This window comes from Listeria sp. SHR_NRA_18 (assembly GCF_003856515.1).
GTDB lineage: Bacteria > Bacillota > Bacilli > Lactobacillales > Listeriaceae > Listeria_A > Listeria_A newyorkensis.
The window spans coordinates 79544-97487 of sequence record NZ_QPKR01000004.1 but is presented as its reverse complement, the minus strand read 5'-3'; the positions used below and the strand labels follow the sequence as shown (position 1 = coordinate 97487).

Here is a 17944-nt window from a genome sequence, read left to right as displayed (position 1 = left end):
TACTTTTTATAAGCAAAGTTCTTTCTTTTTTTATAGTTTAGTGTTAAACTGTTTTTAAAGATGAAAAGGAAGGTTGTGAGGAGATGAGTACGGGGATACATCATGTGTCGGCTTTTACGAAATCGGCGGCTGAAAATCGGGCTTTTTATACGGAAGTGCTTGGGTTGCGGTTGGTGAAAAACACGGTGAATCAGAATAATACGCGGATGCGGCATTTGTTTTATGGGGATTATCTCGGGAATCCGGGGACGTTGCTTACTTTTTTTGAGATTAAGCGGCTTGGTCGGGCGAGGCGGGAACATGATTTTTATGGGACGACGTATTTGGCGGTGCCGAATGGTGCGCTTGATTTTTGGGAGGAGCGGTTGACGCCGCACGTGACGGAGATGGAGCGGACTAGCGCGGGCTTGGTTTTTGAAGATGCGGATAGTTTTCGGATCATGTTGGTCGAGATGGATGAGCTGATTTTGGCGGAGAATGCGACGCGGCATACGGATATTCCTGCGGCTAAACAGGTGATACGGATTCTCGGGATAGATTGGCATGTGGGGGATACGGAGCGTTTGGCTGATTTTATGAAGCAGTTTTTGAGGATGGAGCCAGCGCCTTTTACGCATGTTATTCCGAGTGTGTCGGAGGCGAAAACAAGGATGGGGCGCGGGAGTATCGATCATGTGGCTTACCGGGTCGGGACGAAAGCGGATGTGGCAAAATGGCATCAGCGGGCTGTGGACGCAGGTCTGGAAATAGCAGAATTCGTGGATCGGGCTTATTTTACAAGTTTGTATGTCCGCGAACCGAATGGGCTGATGATTGAAATCGCGAGTGACACGCCTGGTTTTGCGATAGATGAAACGGTGGAGACGCTGGGTGAAACGCTTGCCTTGCCGCCATTTTTAGAAGATAAAAGAGTAGACATTGAATCTAATTTAAAGGAGAATGACAAATGAAAGAATTAAAAGGAATCCACCATGTAACGGCGATGACGAGTAGTGCGGAGAAGAATTATGCGTTTTATACGGAAACGCTTGGGATGCGACTTGTGAAGAAAACGGTGAATCAGGATGATATTCAGACGTACCACTTATTTTTTGCGGATGATGCAGGTTCGGCGGGAACGGATATGACGTTTTTCGATTTTCCGAATTTGCCAAAAGGGCGTAAAGGGACGGACAGCATTTCGAAAACATCGTTCCGTGTGCCGAGTGATGCGGCGCTTGAATATTGGGTGGAGCGCTTCGATGCGTTGGGCGTGGATCATGACGCAATCGGTGAAAGTTTCGGGAAGAAAGTGTTGGCGTTCCGCGATTTCGATGAGCAGTCGTTACAACTGATTTCGGATGAGAAGAATGAAGGGGTGGCGCCTGGGATTCCGTGGAAGAAAGGACCAGTTCCGGCTGAATTTGCGATTTATGGATTGGGTCCTGTGTATTTGACGGTGCAAAATAAGGAAAATATTGGCCTGGTGTTGACGGTCATTCTTGGTTTTAGAGAAGTGGCTACAAGCGGCGCGGAGCATTTATATGAGGTTGGTGAAGGTGGAAACGGTGCGCAAGTCATTGTTGAGGAGCGAAACGATATATTGCCGGCGATGCAAGGATATGGCAATGTGCACCATGTCGCGTTCCGTGTCGAGGATCATGCGGAATTGGAGAAATGGATTGCGCGTGCGAATGAGTTTCAGGCGCCGAATTCGGGTTATGTGGATCGTTTCTATTTTGAATCGCTGTACATGCCGGTTTCGCAACAAATTTTGTTTGAGTTTGCGACGGATGGACCTGGTTTTGCGCAGGATGAGCCGTATGAAACGATGGGCGAGAAGCTTTCGCTACCACCATTTTTAGAGGCAAAACGTGCATCAATTGAGGCGGAGGTTCGCCCGCTAGATACGAAAAGGAGCTGAGGTAAGGATGGAACACATTTTTATACAAGGGAAAAATAAGGTTTTGATGCCGCTTGTTTTGCTTCATGGGACGGGAGGCGATGAGCAGTCGCTATTAGAGTTGGCGGAGATTATTGCGCCGGATGCGAGCGTGTTATCGTTTCGCGGTGATGTTTTGGAACACGGGGCCAATCGGTTTTTCGCGAGGTATGCGGATGGCTCGTTTGATTTGGCGAGTTTGAAGGAGAAAACGGGAGAATTAGTGACGGAAATCAAGGTATTGGCTGAAAAATATGATTTTGACGCGGAGCAAGTGGTCGCGGTTGGTTATTCGAATGGCGCGAACATTGCGGCGAATGCGATGTTGACGGATGCTGCTAGTTTTCAAAAGGCGATTTTGTTTCATGCGATGCCGTCGGGTGAGGCGATGCCTGATTTCGCGTTGGATCGGACGGCTGTTTTTGTGACGGCGGGCGTGAATGATCCGTTGGTGACGGCGGCGGGGTCTCAGTCTTTGATTGATGCGCTGAGTCATCGAGGGGCGGCGGTCGAGTCGCTTTGGACGCAAAATGGGCATAATTTGACGATGGTGGAAGTCGAAGCTGCGCGAGATTGGTATGTGGCGCAACATGATTAGGATGGATGCAAACGAGTTGTCACCGCAGGATAATTATAAGTTTTTGAGTGGAGCGATTATTCCGAGACCGATTGCTTTTGTGACAACGGTATCAGAAAATGGTGTGTTGAATGCGGCGCCGTTTAGTTTTTTCAATGTGGTGTCGAGTCAACCGCCGATTGTGTCGATTGCGATTCAGCGGGATAATGGGCAGATGAAGGACACGGCGCGGAATATTCTCGAGACGGGTGAGCTGGTGATTCATATTGTGGATGAGGATTTGACGGCGGAAATGAACAAAACGGCGGCGAGGCTCACGCCAGAGGAAAACGAGTTGGATGCTACGAGCTTGACGGTGATCCCGAGTGAGAAAGTGGCGGTTCCAGGGGTCAAAGAAGGTAAGATTCGAATGGAAGCGAAACTGTTTCAGCATATTCCGATTTCGAATGATGAAGGGAATCCGGTCACAGATTTGATTTTGGCTCGTGTGGTATTTTATCATGCGGATGCGTCTGTTTTTGATGTTGAAAAGCAGTACGTTTTGACGGACGAATTGAAACCTGTGGCGCGTTTAGCGGGGAATAATTACGCCAAATTGGGCGAGACGTTTGTTGTGGAACGGCCTAAATAAGAATAATATTTGGAAAACGTAGCGCATCCACCTAGGCGCTGCGTTTTTTTTTCTGGTATAATAATGAAAGACGAGCGAAAGGAGGCGTGGACGGATGATCCAGATACGGGAAGCTTGCGAGTATGACGCGAAACGATTTGCGAAGATGCAATTACAAATAGATGGTGAGACGGATTATATGCTCTACGGCGCTGGTGAGCGGGAGATTACGACGAAGGATGCGCGAAAACGGATTGAGTTTTTTGCAGATTTGCCGTATTCGCTTATTTTAGTGGCGGAGGATATGGAGACGGACGAGCTGATTGGATTTTTGATAGCGGATGGAAACCCACCGAACCGGATGCAGCATAGCGTGTATATTGCGGTCGGTGTTGTGAAATCGCACTGGGGGCAAGGTGTGGCGACGCGTTTATTTACGCATATGGAGACGTGGGCAAAAGCGCGTGGCGTGGTGCGCCGAATCGAATTGGGTGTGCTGTGTGAGAACAAGGCCGCCTTGCATTTATATCAAAATCTTGGCTATGAAATCGAAGGGACACATCGCGATTCCTTCATGATTGGCACGGATTATTACGATACATATTGGATGTCCAAATTGATTTAATGACTTGCAAACCGCTTTTTACCATGTTACAATGTGACTAATTAAAATGATCGGAGGGTTGTCCAGATGTGGTATGTTAGACTTAGAATTCCAAATTCGCTAAACGTAACTAAATAGTGCGAGAATGAGTTCAGGACAAACAGAGGGGTAATTCGAAATGTACCTATGCTACACTCGATGAAACGCGAATCGAGCGGTTGCCGCCGATTCCCTCGAAGTATGCGCTGAACTAGACACGGGATTGGTCTGCCTTTCATGAAGGGAACCCTAAAACTAAATATTTTCGCGTACCTAGATTTTTTTCTTAGGATGCGTGTCGATATTGACGGGGGAGCAGATGAATTGTCTGCTTCTTTTTGCTGTGCCTAGAACTTCCTATTTGGGGGCACTGGCCGTCTCTATTTCCCTCGCACGTGTAAAAATAAAAAAACACTGGAGGAATGAACAATGACTAGAACAGCGATATTAGTAGGAATCACCATGCAACAAGCCGATTTTGAGTACTCGATGGCGGAGCTTGCCAATTTGGCAGAGGCGAACGCAATTGAACCTGTTGGCGAAATTACACAAAAATTGGATCGCAAAAATAAAGCAACCTATGTAGGAAAAGGAAAAGTGGATGAAATCAAGAGCTTGGTGGATTATGAAGCAGTTGACCTCGTTATTTTTAATGATGAGTTGGCGCCTTCGCAAATTCGTAATTTAGAAGAACTGCTGGAAATCGAAGTGATGGACCGGACGCGACTTATTTTAGATATTTTTGCGGAGCGGGCGAAAACGAGAGAGGCGCAGCTGCAAGTCCAGGTTGCCCGATTGAAATATGAATTACCGCGCGTTGTTGGTCAAGGGGAAGGCATGGATCAGCAAAGTGGAAAAGGTGGACTGAAAAACCGTGGTGCTGGGGAAACGAAGCTTGAAATGGATCGGCGCCGGATTAAAAATCAAATCAGTCAGCTGAATAAGGAATTGGACGGTCTCGTGGCGGAACGGCAAGTACAGCGTCGTCAGAGACAGAAAAATGAGATTCCTGTCGTGTCGCTTGTGGGGTATACAAATGCCGGCAAGTCGACAATCATGAATGCGATGGTCACTGCGCACAGCCAGACGGCGAACAAACAGGTTTTTGAGAAGGATATGTTGTTTGCAACGCTTGAGACGAGTGTTCGCGAAATTGTGTTACCGGACAAAAAACAGTTTTTGCTCACGGATACAGTTGGTTTTGTTAGTAAATTGCCGCATAATTTAGTGAAGGCTTTCCGTTCGACGCTGGAAGAAGCCGCGGAAGCAGATGTGTTGATTCACGTTGTCGATGTGTCGCATGAACATTTTGATGCGATGATAAAAACCACGGAGGAAACGCTGGCGGAACTCGATATTACGGACCGTCCTATCATTTTTGCATATAATAAAGCGGATTTGGCGACGAACGTGATGTTCCCGAGACGCGAGGGCGATAGCTTATACTTGTCTGCACGAGAGGACACGGGGCTTGAATTGCTGATTGAGATGATTAAAGAGCGCGTGTTTAATGACTATCAAACGGTGACTTTCGTAATTCCGTTTGATCGCGGGGATGTGGTTTCCTATTTGAACGAAAACGCGGATGTACTTGAAACAGCTTACGAAAACGAGGGAACGGTTCTGCGCGTAAATGCCCAGGAATCAGATCGGATGAAATATGCCGCATTTATCAGTGAGGATACTCAAAAAGAAGGCTAAGAAGCGATTTCTTTGTTATAATGGGGAAAAAGATGTGAAGGATAGAAGCTATGAAAAATAATTTTTTGAAGGTTACAGGTTTTGCCGCGCTTGCTTTTACAGGCTATGCGTATTGGTCAACGAAGCAGCTCAGAACGACGGATTACAACATTGTTTCGGCGAAAATTGCACCGGAGTTGGATGGATTTCGGATTTTGCAATTATCGGATGTGCACGGCGATACGTTTGGGCGTTATAATCATCGGTTGATCAAGAAGATTTGGGCGATTGATCCGGATATCATTGTCGTGACAGGCGATTTGCTAGATGGCGATGAGGGTATTAATACGGCGATAACGTTGATGCGCAAGCTTGCACGACGTTACCCAATTTATTATGTGACGGGCAATCACGAGGCACGAAGCGCGAATTTGGAAGACTTGTTGCCGGAATTAGATAAAGCTGGGATTACCTATTTGAAAAATCAACATGTGTACATCGAGCGTGACGGGAAATCGTTTGCTTTAGCGGGTATTGATGACCCAAGTATGTTGATTCAGAAGCCGCACCAGCTTACTTTTGCTGAAGAAATTGCGCGTGAGGAAGAAATTGTAGCGACGGAAATCGAGGAAGCAACGACCGGGATTCCAGATTCTATATTTACCTTTTTATTATCTCATCGACCTGAAAAATGGCCATTATATCAACAAGCGCCAGTTGATCTCGTTTGTTGTGGACATGCGCATGGCGGGCAAGTACGATTACCTTTTACAGAAGGTTTGTACGCGCCACATCAAGGTTTGATGCCGAAATGGACCGCGGGATTGAAAGAAGCGAAGGGAAAAGCGATGATTATTAGCCGCGGAGTTGGGAATGCCACACTTGTACCGCGCGTTTTCAATGAGCCGGATTTACCAATCATCATATTACGACATAAATAACAAGAAAGGACTCGAGGCACAGAGAAAGAACTGTTGTTTCGGGTCCTTTTATGGATGGAGAGAAGTCAGTGATTTATATTGATACGAAAGATTGTTTAGATCAGACCGAAAATTTTGCAATAGAAGAGTTTGCGTTGCGCCAAATGGATGCGAATGAGACGTACGTGATGTTTTACAGAATGCGTCCGACCGTGATTGTTGGGAAGAATCAGAATACGTTAGCCGAGATTAACCAGGCCTATATCGATGAGCATGATATCCCGGTTTTGCGCAGGCTTTCCGGTGGTGGCGCGGTTTATAACGATGAAGGCAATATCAGTTTTAGCATAATCACGAAAGATGACGGGGCAAGTTTTAATAATTTTGAGCGATTTACAAAGCCGGTCATTGATGCGCTGATTGAGCTTGGCGTGGACGCGAAATTGAGCGGTCGCAATGACATTGAAGTTGCAGGCAAAAAAATATCTGGAAACGCACAGTTCGCAACGGGTGGCAGGCTATACAGTCACGGAACGCTACTATTTGACGTGAACCTGGCTAATGTGGAAAAAGCGCTCCGTGTGAATCCGCTAAAACTACAAGCAAAAGGCGTGAAATCCGTTCGGTCGCGTGTGACGAATATACGTGAACACTTGCGCGAAGATATGGATATCAACGCATTCCAAGAAGTCTTGCTACAATCCATTTTCCAAACAGCAGAAATACCAACCTATCGTTTTTCAGAAGCCGACTGGACGCAGATTCGTAAAATTCAAAAAGAACGCTATCAAAATTGGGATTGGAATTACGGAAAATCACCTAAGTTCAACGTTAAAAATGAGCAAAAATTCCCTGGTGGACTAGTAGAAATACGTTTTCAAGTCGAAAAAGGACGGATTACAATAGCGCAAATTTTCGGCGATTTTTTCGCGACAGGAGATATACAGGAAGTGGAAAATAAGTTGCTAGGAGTCGCTTACACACGAGACACGCTAGATGATTTTTTAGAAGGAATTAATGTGCCGCTTTATTTTGGCGAAGTCACAAAAGAAGAACTTCAAACGATTATTTTTCAGTGAAATTTCGAATCTAAGTCTTAGGTATGATGTATTGCATAGTAGCTGTATGTTAGACTATGTCTATAAACTAAAGAAGGCAGGGAATAAAATATGTGGAAAAAAATTAGTGTAATTGCAATGACGACGGTGATGGTAGGAACGCTCGCAGCTTGTGGGGATGACGATGCAAAAGATAATAATAATTCGAACAATACGCAACAAACAACAGATTCAGGGACAAACAGCAATTCCAATTCGAACACATCGACAACCGATTTGAATAACAAGAAATTTTCGATGAGCTACACAGATGCAGTAGAAATATTCAAAAATAAACATCCAGAGACAGACATAACCTCCATTGAATTATCACAAGAACTTGGGAAATTTGTCTACACGATTGATGGTGTCGATGATTCCAACGAGTTTGAAATGAAATTCGATGCAGATACAAAAGCTATTTTACAAGATAATAATGAAAAATTGGACGCTGAAGATGCAAACGGGAAAGAACGAGCAAATGAAAAGCTTGACTTGACAGGCATTAAAACACCGCAAGAAGCGATGACAGCAGCGCTTAAACAACAAGCTGGAACAGTGAAAGAATGGACGATTGAGCGTGAGTTAAACCAAACATATTTCAGCGTTCAAATCATGAACGGAAATCAAGAAGTTGAGATGAAATTAGACTCTAAAACCTTGGAAGTATTATCCACCGAACAAGACGACTAAGGGCTCAGCGCGCCAGCAAACGCTCATTGTTGTGGCTATTCGAAGTGGAACTGAGTTAGAGCCTCAATATGCAGTAGAACGAAGTGAGACTGCCATCCTTTAAGCGCTTTTGCCTAGGATCTAAGCATTTGCTGGCTCGCTGAGGTTTGGCAGCACGGAAGTGGCGTATAGGGCTACCGAAGATGGCTTGAAAATTTACAGTAGCAAGAATCACGAACTATTTTTATTAATAGATGTGGTTCTTGTTTTTTTATGGATTAACCAGTCATATTCTTCTGCCTATACTCCCCATTTTTTATGGTCTGTGGCTTTTATTATTTGGCTTTACGTGATAAACTAGGATGAAAGAATGAGAAGGAATGAGTGTTGGTTTATGGCGGGGGAAAAGCTGATTCGGTTTTACCGGACGAAACTTAGTAATTATAACTTAATATATGGATTTATGACGCAGCGGATTTGGCTTTTTTGCTTGCTGATGATTCTTTTGTTGGCTTTACCGACTGCTTTTGGCTTGGCTTTTGGTGCCAGTGGACTCTGGATTGGGCTTATTGGGTATGCGGTGCTTTTTTTGCTTTTTTATTACCTACTGATTGTTAGAAAAGCACGGAGGGAACTGTGGAAAAGGTATCATATACGTGATTTTAAGAAATTGCATATGTTGAAGCTTTGTTTACTGCGGAATTATTTGGCGCGCAATGGGTTCGCATCCCCGGAGGAATTAGGGACGTTGCAAAAGGTGCTGGAAGAGGACGATGCGTTTCTAACGAAGACTTTTACTATAAAAAATATGGCAGCTTTGCTCGTGATTCTTATTTTTGCAGCGCTTGGTGCGGTGTTTATTTTGGAGGCCAGTCCTGAGGGGCATCGTATTTTTCTAGCAGGAATGATGGCTTTATTTGTGCTATTTTTGGCGGCGGCTTTGCGTATCATCGGGTATGTGGTTTCGCACTTTTTCGAGGCTGACAAACGCTTGACGCGGGCTTTGGTGCGGGATATGCAGGAGCTTAGCGCGAGTTATATTATGGAGCAGAACACGGCGTATCAACCATATCGTGAAATGGAGTTAGTGATCGCGAACAATGATATTTTAAAAGAAATCATTGATGGAAAAGCGATATTTTAAAGGGGAGTCAAGGGATGAATAAACCTGGGAATGAAACGCTGGAAAGTAGGGCGTATCGGATGATTAAGGAGAAGATTCAGCGCGGAGAGTTTCAAGTGGGGCAACGTTTGATTGAAGCGGATGTTTCGCGGGAACTCGAGTTGAGCAGGACGCCTGTTCGGAAGGCTTTTGCGATGCTGACGGTGGATGGATATTTGGAATTTGAGGATTATAAAGGAGTCATCGTCAAAAACTGCGCGATTACAAAAGAACGGTATATTGAAATGCTCGATATTATGGAGTTACTGCTGATAGGCACCATCGATAAATTAGAGGCAAAATCACTTACCTTTTCGAATCGCCGTGTAGTTGAGAAAGCCGCTGATTTTGTTGGGTTGGAAGAAGCGACGGAGCGTCAATGCATGGAGTATCAGCGCTGGTTCTTGAATGAAATTTTGAGTTACGCCAAGAATGACTATTATTTGCAGGTGGTCAATCAATTCTACGATGATTTATTGGAGTTTGGTGAGCCAGATGTGTTTCAATCCGCAACCAAGCTCTTCGACAGAACAATCGATAATTATGTAGCTTGCGGTCGTGCGATGGAGTCGCGTGATTATGCCGAGGCGCGCGCAATTGTGAAGCAAATTATTAACGATCGGATTCTATTTATTTTCAGATAAAAAAGACAAAAGGAGAATTTACATGAAGCAATTTATACGGATAAGTTGTGCGATTTTATGCTGTTTCGTAATCGCGGCATGTGGTCAGAACGAAGTAAAACCGTCAGAACCTGCACCACAAAAGAAACCAGCACCTGTGACAAAAGAAGAAAAACCGCCAGTGCAACTCGGGACAGATAGGAATCCGGATACGTTGCAAATCCCGGTTTTGATGTATCATTCTATCAACACGAATGTGAAAAATAACTTAATTACCCCTCCGAATGAGTTTGACGCGCAGATGAAATGGCTTGTTGATAATGGCTATCATACGGTGACGCTTGCCGAATTGGATGCGTTGCTTGAAACGGGTAAAAATGTACCAGATAAGCCAGTTGTGATAACGTTTGACGACGGCTATCAAGATAATTATACGAATGCTTATCCGATTCTTAAAAAATATGGTTTAAAGGCCAACATTTTCGTGATCACAGATAAAATTGCGAAAAATAATCATTTTGATGAAGCGGCTTTAAAAGAGATGAGTGCGTATGGCATTGAAATGGACAGCCACACGGTGCACCATCACGAATTAAATACGCTTTCCTACGAGGAGCAGTTGAAGGAGTTGCAGGATTCTAAAACCGTTCTTGAGCGTCTGACGGGCAAAAAGGTGAACAGCATCTGCTATCCAGTCGGTCGGTATAATGAGGATACAGTACGCGCCGCAGAGGCAACAGGATACGCGATGGGATTCACGACAGAACCCGGAAAAGCCAACAAAAATGATGGCATGTACACATTACCACGCGTCCGAATGGTTCCTGGGATGTCCATGGAATCCGCAGTCAAATAAAAATGGGTATGGTAGATGATAACCCAAATAAATCGGCGACAAGCGTTCGCATTCAGGGGATTTGGCGGACTTCCGGTTCTGCTACGCAATACTTGCTACGCTTAACTTCTTGCATGGTCGAGGAAACTACCCTCTCCCTGCTTTCAGTCATCACATACACCAGTATGCTCCGCTTTGTTGTGGTTCTTTGAAGCAAGGCGAATTAGAACCTCAATATGCAAAGGAATGGAATGAGTTTGCCATCCTCATTCCGCCAAATCCCCTGAATACAAACGCTTTCGCTCGATTTGTGTAAAGCAAAATTTTTCGTCTTACTAAAATGGAGTAAGGCGATTTTGTTTTATTTTGAGTTTTGCCTCATCTTTATTTTTTTACTTTACAGAAAAGTGTTCATGCAACCAATGAAGTCCAAGTGTTTCAATTTCATCTAATTGCTCCATAAACCCATGATCCGCACCGTCTAGCTCGATCATCTTTGTGCCATCTGGGAAAAGTTCTGCGCCTTGCTTCGTAATCTGTGCAAGTTCCTGCTCCAACGCGCCTTCCGTACCATGAATCACAAGGACCGGACAGTGCACATTTTCTAAAGTCGCGGCCTGATCCATCTCATCAAAATCAGTCAACATCTGCTTATCCAGCACGATTTCTGAACGCCAAGGATCATCGACGTAAAACACCATGCTCCCGTTGCATTCACATTGCGCGACCTGCTCTTTTGAAAAATTATCCACATGTTGATAGGCAATGGCGCCAGTAACCGGACCAGTCAACACCATCGTGTCAATGTCTGGCTCGTAACAAGTTAAGGAAAGGCGTCCGCCAAGGCTGTGTCCCCAAAAAGCGAAGTTCTTCATTCCTATTTGGTAGCCATATTTTTTAGCAGCCTGTAAATCAGCGACTTGTTTCTCAAAATGGATGGCGGTATCATCGCTTTCTCCGTAGCCGCCACAATCGTATGTTAGCACATTATAGCCGTTTTGTTGTAATTTTAAGGCGAAGCGATCGAAGCGCCCGCTCGATGATTTATTGGATAAGAAACCGTGTGTCATAATGACGATAGACTCGGAAGGAGCGGCATAAAAATGACCAACTAGCGTCAATCCAGCTTCGTTTTTGAATGTGATTCGTTCCATTTTTAATCCTCCTTACAATACCCAAGTAAAATACTATGTTTTAACTGTAACGCCAAATGAGGAATTTTTCAAGTAATAATTACTTAAGTTCGTGTGTTTTTGCTGTTTTTATGGGCTTGGAACAGGGTATAATGAAAAGGAGTATATTGAAGGAGTGTGTTACATAATGGGAAAAGCATTATTGATTGTGAATCCTTCCTCTGGCAAAGAGAAAGGGAGAGTATACAAGGACCGGGCGCATCAGGCGTTATTGAAGCGATTTGATGAGGTCGAGGTCAAAGAGACGCAAAAGGGCGGAGACGCGACGGATTTTGCGCATGAGGCGGCTGATAATGGTTATGAAGCGGTCATCGCGATGGGTGGAGATGGAACGCTAAATGAGGTTATCAACGGTATTGCAGAGAAGCCGCACCGACCTGCATTTGGTTTTATTCCGCTGGGCACGGTGAATGATTTGGCTCGGTCTCTCGGCGTCCCATTACGAGCAGATCGCGCGATAAAGGCGCTTGAAACGGCTCGGAAACGCCCAATGGATATTGGGAAAATTGGTGATGCATACTTCATGAACGTACTCGCAGCGGGCATGATTGCAGAAGCTGTCGATAAAGTGAGCGTGGAACAAAAAACGAAATTTGGTTCTGTTGCTTATTTTGCGGAAGGGTTAAAAGCCTTTGCGCGTCACGAGTTGCTGGAGTTTGAAGTGAAGTATGATGACGGAGAGTGGGACGGCAAAGCGGGGTTGGTTATTGCTAGCTTGACGAACTCGGTCGGAGGTATGGAACAGTGGGCGCCAGAAGCTGAGGTAGATGACGGCTTGATTCATGTGTTTATTTTAACGAAACTAGGCTTAATTGATGCTGCCAAAATTTTACCGCAAATCGCGTTGGGCACGTTGAAAAAAGCGGACGGCGTGATGTATTTCTCCACGACAAAACTCGATATTTCCTGCACCGATCCAGATGTGAAGGTCAATGTTGACGGCGATCCCGGAGATACGTTCCCAATCCAAATTGAAGTTTTGCGGGAGCATTTAGATGTATTAGTCCCTAGTTGATGTGATTTTACGATCTGGAATACCTAGATTCGAAAAGCATTCCAGATCGTAGAATCAGTCGGTAAGTTCGCTAATTTTGTGAAGAATGGCTTGTTCTAGCAACGGATGATAGTGAAATGATTCGCAAAGTACCGTTTCGCAGGCTGGATACAATTTCTGTAAATGCAGCCGTTCTTGATCAATGGCAACCACATGAGCTCCTGTGAATAGAAAGTAAGGGAGGATATAGACTTTCTCGAACTTGGTGACTAGTTTTTCGAGTATTTCTGGATAACATGGTTCGCCTTTGATTTCACTATGGAAAACCGGCAAATGTAGCTGCGATTCTAATAATTGAGCGACATTATAGAGCCGATTTGCGGGTTCATTGTCGCGTTCATTTCCAAGTCCTACAAGCAAGACAGCCTCTGAATTTGTGAAGTTGATATTGGTCTGTAGTATTTTTTCTTTGGCTAGTGCGATTATTTCTGGATCAAAGCCAAATGTTTTTGTCATTTTAATTGTTATTTCTGGGTGTTTCATGGTAAGGGAGTCGAGAATTTTAGGGATTTCATATTTGATGTTGGTCGCGGAAAATAGGAATACTGGGACGACGATAAGTTCATCTGCACCAGCCGCGATAGCCTTCTCACAGGCGATTTCTATGGTAGGGTAGCTCATTTTTAGAAAGCCTAATTCTTGAATCGTTTCGGGTCTTTTCTTTCTGATTTCGGCAATAAATGTACGAAATTCTGCATTGCCCTCGGCTAGCTGTGTGCCATTGCCGATATAAATTATTGCGCGCAAAATGATTAACTCCCTCCAAAATGGTGTATGGCATTGCTGTATACTCTATATTTTAACCCGCATAGGGACGTAAGCCAAGCTGTTTTCGTAAAAAAAGATTTTAAATGTCACCAAATTGTGAACGGATGTCAAGATGTGGCAAGGGTTGAGAAATCATAGCAAATCGATTGTAAATAGATACATTGGAAAAATAGGAGATGAGGAGGAAGTAATGTATGGGTGAGTCGCTAGATGTTGTTTACAAAGGGTTGGCGAACCTGAAAAATGGTTTTAAGCCGGTACCGGGGAAGCTTTATGTGACGCAGGATTATTTGATTCACAAACCAAATGATTATTTTTCGGAAGATGTCATGATTCCTTTTGAAGACGTGGCGCGGATTGAGGGCGTGATGACGAAGATTTTAGGGCGGGATATGTTATCTAATTTACTTGAGGTGGAAACAAAAGAGGGACATACCTTCCAATTTGTGATTAACAAACAGAAGAAATGGCTAGCCGCATTGGAACGAGTACTTACGGAGCGCGGGGAAGCGGTAAAGTTAGTTCAGGCTAAATAGAGGAGCGGTGTCTGGGGCATAACTCAAAACAGGATAAAATCGCAAGTCTCTTTATTTTTGGGTAAGACGAAGATAACGCTATACACAAATCGAGCGAAAGCGTTTGTATTCAGGGGATTTGGTGGAATGAGGATGGCAAACTCATTCCATTTTTTTGCATATTGAGGTTCTAATTCGCTTTGCTTCAAAGAACCACAACAAAGCGGAGCATACTGGTGTATGTGATGACTGAAAGCAGGGAGAGGGTAGTTTCCTCGACCATGCAAGAAGTTAAGCGTAGCAAGTATTGCGTAGCAGAACCGGAAGTCCGCCAAATCCCCTGAATGCGAGCGCTTGTCGCCGATTTATTTGGGTTATGTCCCTTTTTAGTCGTAGATTTGATTGAAGTTTGCGACGGCACCGATGAGGTTTGCGTCATTTCCGAATTCGCAGGAAACGAGTGTTGGCGCTACTTTTGCGATTGTGATTTGCGCTAGTAGGTCGTCGAGTTGGGTTTGGATGGCTGAGAGGAAATCTGGACGCTCGCTGACACCGCCGCCAATTACGATGAGTTCGGGGTCATATACATATTGCAAGTTAAAAATGCCTTTTGCAAGGTTGCGGAACATGAAGTCGATTTCCTCCATCGCGATTGGGTCACCGGCTTCTTTTAATTGGAAGGCTTCGATGCCACTTAGCGATGGCAAGCCTTTTCGTTTTGCGATGCGTGAGGCGGCATTGACCGCAGTTCCAGTGTCGCTTAGATTTTCTAGTTTGTCATTCATAATCATATAACCGAATTCGCCACCGTGAAGATGCGCGCCGGCATGGATTTTGCCATTTTTGATAACGGCGCCACCGATTCCTGTACCGATGATGAGAAAGAGGATGTCGCTTGCTTGTTTTGCTACGCCCAACCACGTTTCGGCGAGAGCTGCGCAATTGGCATCATTTTCGAGTGCGATGGGTAGTTCTAGATTTTCTTCTAATAGTTGTCGGAATGGAAAATGGTGAATGTACGGAATCGCGCTGGCACCGCCGATAATACCGCTTTCATTATCGACTGCTCCGGGGCAACTAAAAGCGATACCAGTCAGTGGATGTGTGCTGTATGTACGTTTAGTCGTTTGTAATTGGTTTATGAGGGCGTCTAATGTTTCTGGTGTCTTGAATTTGCCTTTGGAAAGGATTGTCCCGTCTTGCTCTACTAAAGCGTATTTGACGGCTGTACCGCCCATATCGAATGCTAATAATGTCATATTTTCCGAACTCCTTTTCGCTGAATTAACTCAAGCATACGTGTATTATTAGGAAAAAACAAGTGGGAACAAAAAGAAACGTTGAAAAAATATTTTACAATTATATTACGAAGTGTTACAATTATGTCGTACTTATTAGAACAAGGAGGAAATAAAATGCATGTAAGTAGAGCAGAGCGGGCGCGAAAGAAACGCAAGACGCGGCGTCTAGGAGTTATTTTTACAGTCATTGCTTGCTTTTTATTTGGGGGATTAGGAAGTGCGTATCTGTTTATGCAGGCACATTCTAAGGTAACGGCAAACGAAATGAGTATGAACGAGGATTCGACGGCAAATGTGAAGGCGAACATCGTGATTGATCCACATGCCTCACTCAAAACGAAAATCGATTTAATTCTACAGAAACATCAATTTAATGGGGCGGCCTATGTCGTGAAGAATAACAAAGCCATTATAAATCAGGGCTATGGTATGGCGAATAAAATGACTGGGGAAGCCAATACAAGCCAGAGCTTATTTTTTATAGGATCGATGGAAAAAGCAGTGGTCGCAACGGCTATCATGCAATTACAGGAAAAAGGATTGCTGAACGTGGAAGATCCAATCGCGAAGTATTTTCCAGAGTTTCCGAACGGGCAACATATCAAAATCAAGAATTTCTTAGGTCATACGTCTGGCCTTGAGGGTCGCGAAAAAGGAAACAACAAAGTGACGTCGCAGCAAATTTTAGAGCAGGTGGAGGACGCGGGCATTAAGCGCCAACCGGGTACATGGGATTATAAAGATGATAATTATGCGGTGATGGGAAGATTGGTTGAGAAGTTGTCACATCAGTCTTTAGAGGCCTATTTAAAGCAACACGTTTTGAAACCAGCTGGCATGACATCTACGGCATTTGGTGATTCTTTTTTCACGCATCCGAACGAATCAATAAGTTATAAACTGAAGAATGGTGTGTTGACGAAAACGAGTTTTGTGCAAGATACTTCGCAATTATTCGGCGCTGGAAATATGTATATGCCGCCGCGAGATATTTATCTGTTTAATAAGGCGTTAACGGATGGAAAACTAGTAAATCAAGCGAGTTTGGCGAGCATGCTTCATGCAGGCGCTGGGAATTATGGGTATGGTTTTTATACACGGCCGACTTTCTATATTTCTCGCGGCGTGCTTTATAACTACGAGACGATCAATAGTTTTTCAAAAGATTATCGAGACGCGGTGATTCTTTTTTCTAATATTCGAATGGAAAAAGATAACGGTGCGCTTGTGAAAGAAATTTATAGCGTGATGCAGTAAAAAAAAGATGCGATTTGCCAATTTCATGCTATAATATACAAAAGCGAAAAAACTTCAGGAGGAATTTTTTAGTGGAAATTAGGATTCAGAAAAAGCTTGCGACTGGGCAAGTTAGATTTGAAAGTGATTTCGGCACGTGTGAAGGAATTTGGAATGATGACGAGCCGGAGTCGAATCGCAAATATACGGTAGATATTGAAATACCAGAGCATTTGACGGCCGCGCAATTAGCGGAGAGCGACGAGAAGCATTGCATTTTGGAAAAGACCGAGGATGCGCATGTTCATGTTGTCGGACAACTAGAAGACTACGAGGAAGACGGTTTTGCCGTTTTGCGACTAGAGGATAGTATCATTTGTTTCAACACGCAATACGATGAGCAAATCGAAGCCTTACACGGAAAATTTATTGAGTTTGAAGTAGAACGGATTCATTTGAGTAAAGTAGGTATTTAAAAAGCAACGTTTGGGAATTTTGCCCAAACGTTGCTTTTTTAGCCTTTTTCCGTAAATACTTTTAACATCTGTTCTAAATCTTCTTCATTACGCACAAATAAGAGCAAACGTTGGCGACCAGTTTCAATCACTAGTACACCGTCCTCGGATAGGTTAATGCGCTCCATTTTTTTGTATTCAAAGAAGAGGAGGGCGTAGAAGAAACCGTGTTCCTTGAAGATAACGCGACCTTTTCGGATGAAACAAATGTAGAAGAAGAGAATGCCCAGAATGGCTAGTAAGACGGATGTGGAAGTTGGTCCGTGACGTAAGAACGCGTTCGAGATAAACAGCATCGCGATTAAGCCAACGAATATGTATCCATCCCATTTCCCTCGCGAACGAAGCGGGACACTAAGAACAGTTTTACCTTTCCAAAAATGAAGAATGACGCCATCATAAATCGAAAATAAAAACGCGCCGACAATCATGATAATTAGGAAAATATTTGTTGCATCCATGCTCATTATTTTACACCTGCATTCATTGAATTCTGCTCTTATTGTATCATTATCTACCTAAAAAAGGAACCGAATCACATTATCAAGCGCCTTATTTCTCAAGGGAAGGACATGAAATGAAATAATAGCCAAAATATCCTTGTGAAATGGCGCATTAAATA

Annotated in this window: 20 protein-coding genes; 16 read left to right on the top strand and 4 right to left on the bottom strand. The window is 44.1% G+C overall.

Annotation, left to right across the window (positions count from 1 at the left end; genetic code table 11):
* Positions 1–83: 83 nt before the first annotated feature.
* The 12 genes from DUK53_RS07510 (at position 84) to DUK53_RS07455 (ending at position 10761) form a co-directional block, all read left to right on the top strand.
* Positions 84–950, top strand: a complete 867-nt coding sequence (locus tag DUK53_RS07510; protein WP_036091539.1) for a VOC family protein — start codon at positions 84–86, stop codon at positions 948–950.
* Complete coding sequence (locus tag DUK53_RS07505) at positions 947–1903, top strand: ring-cleaving dioxygenase (protein WP_036132837.1); 957 nt, start codon at positions 947–949, stop codon at positions 1901–1903. Before DUK53_RS07510 ends, DUK53_RS07505 begins: the two co-directional genes overlap by 4 nt.
* Before the next feature lie 7 nt (positions 1904–1910).
* Positions 1911–2519 carry an alpha/beta hydrolase gene (locus tag DUK53_RS07500; RefSeq protein ID WP_036132836.1) on the top strand — a complete coding sequence of 203 codons (609 nt, stop codon included), beginning with the start codon at positions 1911–1913 and terminating at the stop codon, positions 2517–2519.
* Positions 2512–3129, top strand: coding sequence for a flavin reductase family protein (locus DUK53_RS07495; protein WP_036132835.1), 618 nt, complete (start codon positions 2512–2514; stop codon positions 3127–3129). Before DUK53_RS07500 ends, DUK53_RS07495 begins: the two co-directional genes overlap by 8 nt.
* Before the next feature lie 94 nt (positions 3130–3223).
* Positions 3224–3733 carry a GNAT family N-acetyltransferase gene (locus DUK53_RS07490; RefSeq protein WP_036091549.1) on the top strand — a complete coding sequence of 170 codons (510 nt, stop codon included), beginning with the start codon at positions 3224–3226 and terminating at the stop codon, positions 3731–3733.
* A 447-nt stretch (positions 3734–4180) separates the two neighbouring features.
* On the top strand, positions 4181–5452 hold the full coding sequence (hflX, locus tag DUK53_RS07485) for a GTPase HflX (RefSeq protein WP_036132833.1): 1272 nt from the start codon (positions 4181–4183) through the stop codon (positions 5450–5452).
* A gap of 50 nt (positions 5453–5502) precedes the next feature.
* The gene (locus tag DUK53_RS07480) at positions 5503–6372 is read left to right on the top strand and encodes a metallophosphoesterase (RefSeq protein ID WP_036132831.1); all 870 of its coding nucleotides are present in this window, start codon (positions 5503–5505) and stop codon (positions 6370–6372) included.
* Positions 6373–6440: 68 nt separating this feature from the next.
* Positions 6441–7430 carry a lipoate--protein ligase gene (gene lplA / locus DUK53_RS07475; protein WP_036132829.1) on the top strand — a complete coding sequence of 330 codons (990 nt, stop codon included), beginning with the start codon at positions 6441–6443 and terminating at the stop codon, positions 7428–7430.
* Between the two features lie 90 nt (positions 7431–7520).
* Positions 7521–8141, top strand: coding sequence for a PepSY domain-containing protein (locus tag DUK53_RS07470; protein ID WP_036132827.1), 621 nt, complete (start codon positions 7521–7523; stop codon positions 8139–8141).
* A gap of 373 nt (positions 8142–8514) precedes the next feature.
* Positions 8515–9264, top strand: a complete 750-nt coding sequence (locus tag DUK53_RS07465) for a hypothetical protein (RefSeq protein WP_036132825.1) — start codon at positions 8515–8517, stop codon at positions 9262–9264.
* 14 nt (positions 9265–9278) lie between these two features.
* Positions 9279–9926, top strand: a complete 648-nt coding sequence (locus DUK53_RS07460) for a GntR family transcriptional regulator (protein ID WP_036091559.1) — start codon at positions 9279–9281, stop codon at positions 9924–9926.
* A 22-nt stretch (positions 9927–9948) separates the two neighbouring features.
* Positions 9949–10761, top strand: coding sequence for a polysaccharide deacetylase family protein (locus DUK53_RS07455; protein WP_036132822.1), 813 nt, complete (start codon positions 9949–9951; stop codon positions 10759–10761).
* A gap of 371 nt (positions 10762–11132) precedes the next feature.
* Here DUK53_RS07455 and DUK53_RS07450 read toward each other — a convergent pair whose 3' ends face one another.
* Positions 11133–11894 carry an alpha/beta hydrolase gene (locus DUK53_RS07450; protein WP_036132820.1) on the bottom strand — a complete coding sequence of 254 codons (762 nt, stop codon included), beginning with the start codon at positions 11892–11894 and terminating at the stop codon, positions 11133–11135.
* A gap of 166 nt (positions 11895–12060) precedes the next feature.
* On the opposite strand from DUK53_RS07450, the gene DUK53_RS07445 reads away from it, so the two are divergent.
* Positions 12061–12948 (top strand): diacylglycerol/lipid kinase family protein, encoded by an 888-nt coding sequence (locus DUK53_RS07445; protein ID WP_036132818.1) that lies wholly within the window; start codon positions 12061–12063, stop codon positions 12946–12948.
* 54 nt (positions 12949–13002) lie between these two features.
* Here DUK53_RS07445 and DUK53_RS07440 read toward each other — a convergent pair whose 3' ends face one another.
* Entirely contained in the window at positions 13003–13734 is a 732-nt protein-coding gene (locus DUK53_RS07440) for a sirohydrochlorin chelatase (RefSeq protein ID WP_036091567.1), read from the bottom strand.
* 215 nt (positions 13735–13949) lie between these two features.
* Between DUK53_RS07440 and DUK53_RS07435 the strand changes: the two genes are divergently transcribed.
* The gene (locus DUK53_RS07435; RefSeq protein ID WP_036091569.1) at positions 13950–14291 is read left to right on the top strand and encodes a GRAM domain-containing protein; all 342 of its coding nucleotides are present in this window, start codon (positions 13950–13952) and stop codon (positions 14289–14291) included.
* Positions 14292–14656: 365 nt separating this feature from the next.
* Here the strand turns inward: DUK53_RS07435 and DUK53_RS07430 are convergent, their stop codons facing one another.
* Complete coding sequence (locus DUK53_RS07430) at positions 14657–15529, bottom strand: ROK family protein (protein ID WP_036091571.1); 873 nt, start codon at positions 15527–15529, stop codon at positions 14657–14659.
* A gap of 156 nt (positions 15530–15685) precedes the next feature.
* On the opposite strand from DUK53_RS07430, the gene DUK53_RS07425 reads away from it, so the two are divergent.
* Both DUK53_RS07425 and DUK53_RS07420 read left to right on the top strand, forming a co-directional pair.
* Positions 15686–16828 (top strand): serine hydrolase domain-containing protein, encoded by a 1143-nt coding sequence (locus DUK53_RS07425; protein ID WP_052165002.1) that lies wholly within the window; start codon positions 15686–15688, stop codon positions 16826–16828.
* A 71-nt stretch (positions 16829–16899) separates the two neighbouring features.
* A complete protein-coding gene (locus tag DUK53_RS07420; protein ID WP_036091573.1) occupies positions 16900–17283 on the top strand; it encodes a hypothetical protein in 384 nt (127 codons plus the stop codon).
* A 38-nt stretch (positions 17284–17321) separates the two neighbouring features.
* On the opposite strand, the gene DUK53_RS07415 is transcribed toward DUK53_RS07420, so the two are convergent.
* The gene (locus DUK53_RS07415) at positions 17322–17789 is read right to left on the bottom strand and encodes an Lmo0779 family protein (RefSeq protein ID WP_036091574.1); all 468 of its coding nucleotides are present in this window, start codon (positions 17787–17789) and stop codon (positions 17322–17324) included.
* Positions 17790–17944 lie beyond the last annotated feature (155 nt).